This is a genomic window from Syntrophothermus sp. (genome assembly GCF_013314835.1).
GTDB lineage: Bacteria > Bacillota > Syntrophomonadia > Syntrophomonadales > Syntrophothermaceae > Syntrophothermus > Syntrophothermus lipocalidus.
The window spans coordinates 1-3,734 of the sequence record NZ_JABUEX010000120.1 but is presented as its reverse complement, the minus strand read 5'-3'; the positions used below and the strand labels follow the sequence as shown (position 1 = coordinate 3,734).

The window sequence follows — 3,734 nt, the reverse complement described above, 5'->3', positions numbered from 1 at the left end:
CCCCGTACTGCCATCATATGACCCAAGTTTGACACCCGAGGCTGGAAAACCCCTGTTTTCAACGGGTGAAGCTTTCGGTTTGCCACTATAAGCGGCGGGTCGTAAAACCATGCAGTGGTTCAGACAGAAGGAGAATTGCGGTAGTGTTTCTTGCTCAGGTTAGTGATCAGGCGGCCATCTTTTATTTCGCCAAGATAAGAACCATCAGGGGCATACACCTCATCACCAATAAAACGACCCACATGTTTCCCATCATAGGTCCAGAGATCGTCCCCATCTCGGTATCCAAAGCACCGACCGCCCCACGTCCATAGCCACTGAGTCATACTGCCACCTCCCTGGTTTCTGGTAAGGAGAAGTCGTTAACGCGGACTTTCCCGGTCATCAGGTTGTGGAGTAGGGACTTAAGCAGCACTTCCAAGGCCTGTTTTCTGACCTCCTCGGCCTGGAGTTTTTTGTCCACCGTTTGCAGTATGCGGGCAATTTTGCGTTGCTCGGAGAGGGGAGGAAGGGAGACTGCCAGACCCCTTACCATTGTCTTCGGTAGTCGCTGTCTTCCAGTCGTTCCCTCCATCTTGGACGCGAGCATTTCTCGGATTTCCGGCCTTCTAAGATAAAAGGCCAGAAACTCCAACAACATGGATTCTAAGGTTCGGATTGGAAAGATTTCGGTGGTTGCATATCCCCAGCCTCCGGGTAGATCTTTCACGATCCCCTGCTTCCCGTTTTCGAAACATGGAGTAATTTTCGCAAGCAGTAAGTCACCGTTTCGAATAACTACTCCGCTACGTATTTCTTCCGGCTTACATAATTCCCAATTGGTGATGTAAAGACTGTCATCAGGTACGAAGGACATAGGTATAAATGGAATAACTGCCTGTGGCGGCAGGTTGCTCCTTGTGTTACCAATGGTCGCGACTGCTTCAAGCCGTACCACCTTCCAATGTTCCGGCACCAAACCGATCTCGGTTTCCTTCAGCGGCACCCTCTCGGCCTCACCAACAGGCACGGGGCCGTAGGTGAAGAGGTGGCGCATGAGGCTCTTTTTCAGCTCCCGCGTGGCCTGGATGACCTGCTCCGTGGCCTCCTTCGCCCGTTGCACCGTACGGAGGACATGGGCGATGGCCCGCTGCTCGGGAAGAGGAGGGAGGGGAACTTGTATTTGCCAAAAGTCCCTTTTTCGAATTGCACGCCTCCGGTTTACTGCACCAGCGGCATACCGATTGTAGGCAATAATTGCAGGGGGCGTTCTCAACCAGGCATCAAGGAAATAGGGATCCGCTACCCCTTCTTTTGTCGAGAGTACAGGGTACACCGGACTAACGAGACCAGCTTCAAATTTGTCGAGGATGTGAATAGCTCCTTCCCAGATCACGTAAGGGTTGTAAACGATCTGGCCTCTGCACACCACCTTGTAATCGCTCACATCCTCTGTTGCAATTCGCTTTCCAAAACGTTCCATTTGCAGTATCAAACCATCGTTCTTTGTCAAAGACAAAATTGGTAGAGCTTCTACATTTGGGTGTTCTGATTCACATACTCGCTTAACCACTTCATTAAACACTTCCCCCAGCCTCACCAACTCCCACTCCTCGGGAAGTGGCCCTAGCTCCGTCATCTTGAATCCTTCGGGCGGGTCGGTGGCAGGCTCGACCGAGGACCTCACCATCTCAACCATGGGCGATCCCTCCCAGGCCCAGGGCTTTCAGAATGTCGTCCAGCTCCCGGTCAACAGCCGCCCGTTCCTCTTCCGCCTCTTGCAGCTGCACCAGGGCCTCCTCCAATGGAAGCACCTCTTCTCCGCCGTTCTGGGCTACATAGCGGCTGGGCGAGAGGTTGTAGTCGTTGCCTGCGGCCTTTTTGTTGGTGATTACGGCCGAAAGCCCTTCCTCCGCCGCCCAGTTGCGATAGACGGCGGCGATACGCTCCACGTGCTCGTCCGCCAGGTAGTTCTTCGGGCGGCCCTTGGCAAAGAGCTTCGAGGCGTTTATGAGCAGGATCTCCCCCGGGTGCCGCTTGGCCTTGTTGACCACCAGGATAATCCCGGGGGCCGTCGTGTTGTAGAAGAGGTTCTCAGGCAGGAGGATGACACATTCCACCAAGTCGCGCTCTATAAAGGCCTTACGGATGTCCCGCTCCCGATTTGCCCCCTGATTACCGCTACCTCGTGACGCGGCTCCGGTGTCGAGCACCACCGCCATCCTGCCATGTGTATTCAAGGAGGCATACATATGCTGTATCCAACCCCAGTCCGCACTGGATGATGGCGGGAACCCTAATTGGAATCGCTCATAAGGGTCATGTTCGTATGCCTCGGTGGGAAACTTCTGATTCCACATTGGGTTGGCAGTGACTAGATCGAATTGCTTAAGTCGACCGTCGCTTTCAGTGAAAGCTGGCCTACGCATAGTATCGCCTATCATGATCTCGGCCTCCATCTCGTGGATGAAGGCATTCATCCGTGCCATAGCGAAGGTGGCCGGATTTATTTCCTGGCCATAAACGCTAAGTGGAGCAAGATTAGTTGGCAACTTTGACCGGCCATTATGTTTTACGCCATGGGTCTCTAAGAGCCGCAGGTGACATTTGATGAGCAACCCCCCTGATCCACAGCACGGGTCGTAAACTGTCATGCCTGGTTCCGGTTCCAAGATGCGCGCCATTAAGACCGCTACTTCTCGGGGAGTATAGAATTCGCCAGCGCTCTGTCCCTGGCCTTCGGCGAATTTCCGCAGAAGATACTCATAAGCCCGTCCCAGGATGTCGGGCTCCACATCATTCAGGCCGAGACGGTATTTGCTCAGGACTTGTATCAGTTCAGCTAGTGGAGCATCGTCAATGATCCTCTGGCCAGCAGTAGTGGCGTTAAAGTCCATCACATCTATGACGCCTTGTAGTTTCGGGTTCTCGCGTGCCACGGCCCGGGTTGCATCGGTCAGGTACTGTCCCAGCCCTATTGTTTTCTCTCTAATTGCCTGCCAGCGAGCCTGAGGTGGTATATAAAAGCGGATCAGCGGTTGGCCTTTCTGGTGGGCCTGCTCCACTAACTGCCACGCCGTTTCTATACTGCCGAATTCCTCTGCCAGCTGCCTGACTTCGTCTTCAAAGACATCCGACAAGCGCTTTAAGAAAACCAGTGGTAGGATATAATCCTTGAACTTTGGAGCGTCCACCGGCCCGCGTATCTTGCAGGCTGCCTCCCAGAGCCAGTTTTCAAGGGTTGGTAAATCTAACGTATATCCAGCCATGCGTAGTCTCCTCGTTTGAGCAATCCTTCAAAAGCTCTGCTCATATCTTCTTCTGCTGCTTCGCCTTTCATATTGAGCAGTTCTACTTTCTGTTGCACCAGCCACTCCGTCACCTCAAAGTGCTCCGCCAGTTCCCAGGAACTCCTCAGCCCCAGTTTATATACCGCCCTGGCAAGTTCGTCATCAGGTATGAGGAAGTTCGCTGCCCATTCGACTGCCTTCCGTTCGTCCTGGGAGGTTATGACCCTTGGCCCACAGCTCATGTAGGCTGTGAGTACTGTTCCGCGTGGTGAGGTTGCGTCATGTCCGCATTCCTCACCCAGGACTGTATTGTGCAGGGCTTGGTCATGTTCCAGGTCCTTGTCCAACAGAATTACGCCTGAATTGAGCCTCCGGTCGAAGTAGTACACACCATACGCCTGGTAAGCATCCCTCGGGAAATGTACATAGCTAAGGACGATGCCGTTATCAGCAACGTAGTCAAGC

General features: G+C 53.5%; 4 protein-coding genes. All 4 read right to left on the bottom strand.

Annotation, left to right across the window (positions count from 1 at the left end):
- Nucleotides 1-119: 119 nt before the first annotated feature.
- Nucleotides 120-326: a 4-fold beta flower protein gene (locus HPY90_RS15285; protein WP_287195767.1), complete on the bottom strand. Its 207-nt coding sequence runs from the start codon at nucleotides 324-326 to the stop codon at nucleotides 120-122.
- The gene (locus HPY90_RS15280; protein WP_287195765.1) at nucleotides 323-1,678 is read right to left on the bottom strand and encodes a restriction endonuclease subunit S; all 1,356 of its coding nucleotides are present in this window, start codon (nucleotides 1,676-1,678) and stop codon (nucleotides 323-325) included. The genes HPY90_RS15285 and HPY90_RS15280 overlap by 4 nt, the downstream gene beginning before the upstream one ends.
- A complete protein-coding gene (locus tag HPY90_RS15275) occupies nucleotides 1,671-3,248 on the bottom strand; it encodes a type I restriction-modification system subunit M (protein WP_287195763.1) in 1,578 nt (525 codons plus the stop codon). The genes HPY90_RS15280 and HPY90_RS15275 overlap by 8 nt, the downstream gene beginning before the upstream one ends.
- Nucleotides 3,230-3,734, bottom strand: a 505-nt coding sequence (locus tag HPY90_RS15270; protein ID WP_287195761.1) for an ImmA/IrrE family metallo-endopeptidase, incomplete at its 5' end; no start/stop codon positions are given. The genes HPY90_RS15275 and HPY90_RS15270, both read right to left, overlap by 19 nt.

Excerpts from the sequence above, each read along its gene's own strand:
- HPY90_RS15285 (WP_287195767.1), bottom strand. The coding sequence starts at position 326 with ATGACTCAGTGGCTATGGACGTGGGGCGGTCGGTGCTTTGGATACCGA.
- HPY90_RS15280 (WP_287195765.1), bottom strand. The coding sequence starts at position 1,678 with ATGGTTGAGATGGTGAGGTCCTCGGTCGAGCCTGCCACCGACCCGCCC.
- HPY90_RS15275 (WP_287195763.1), bottom strand. The coding sequence starts at position 3,248 with ATGGCTGGATATACGTTAGATTTACCAACCCTTGAAAACTGGCTCTGG.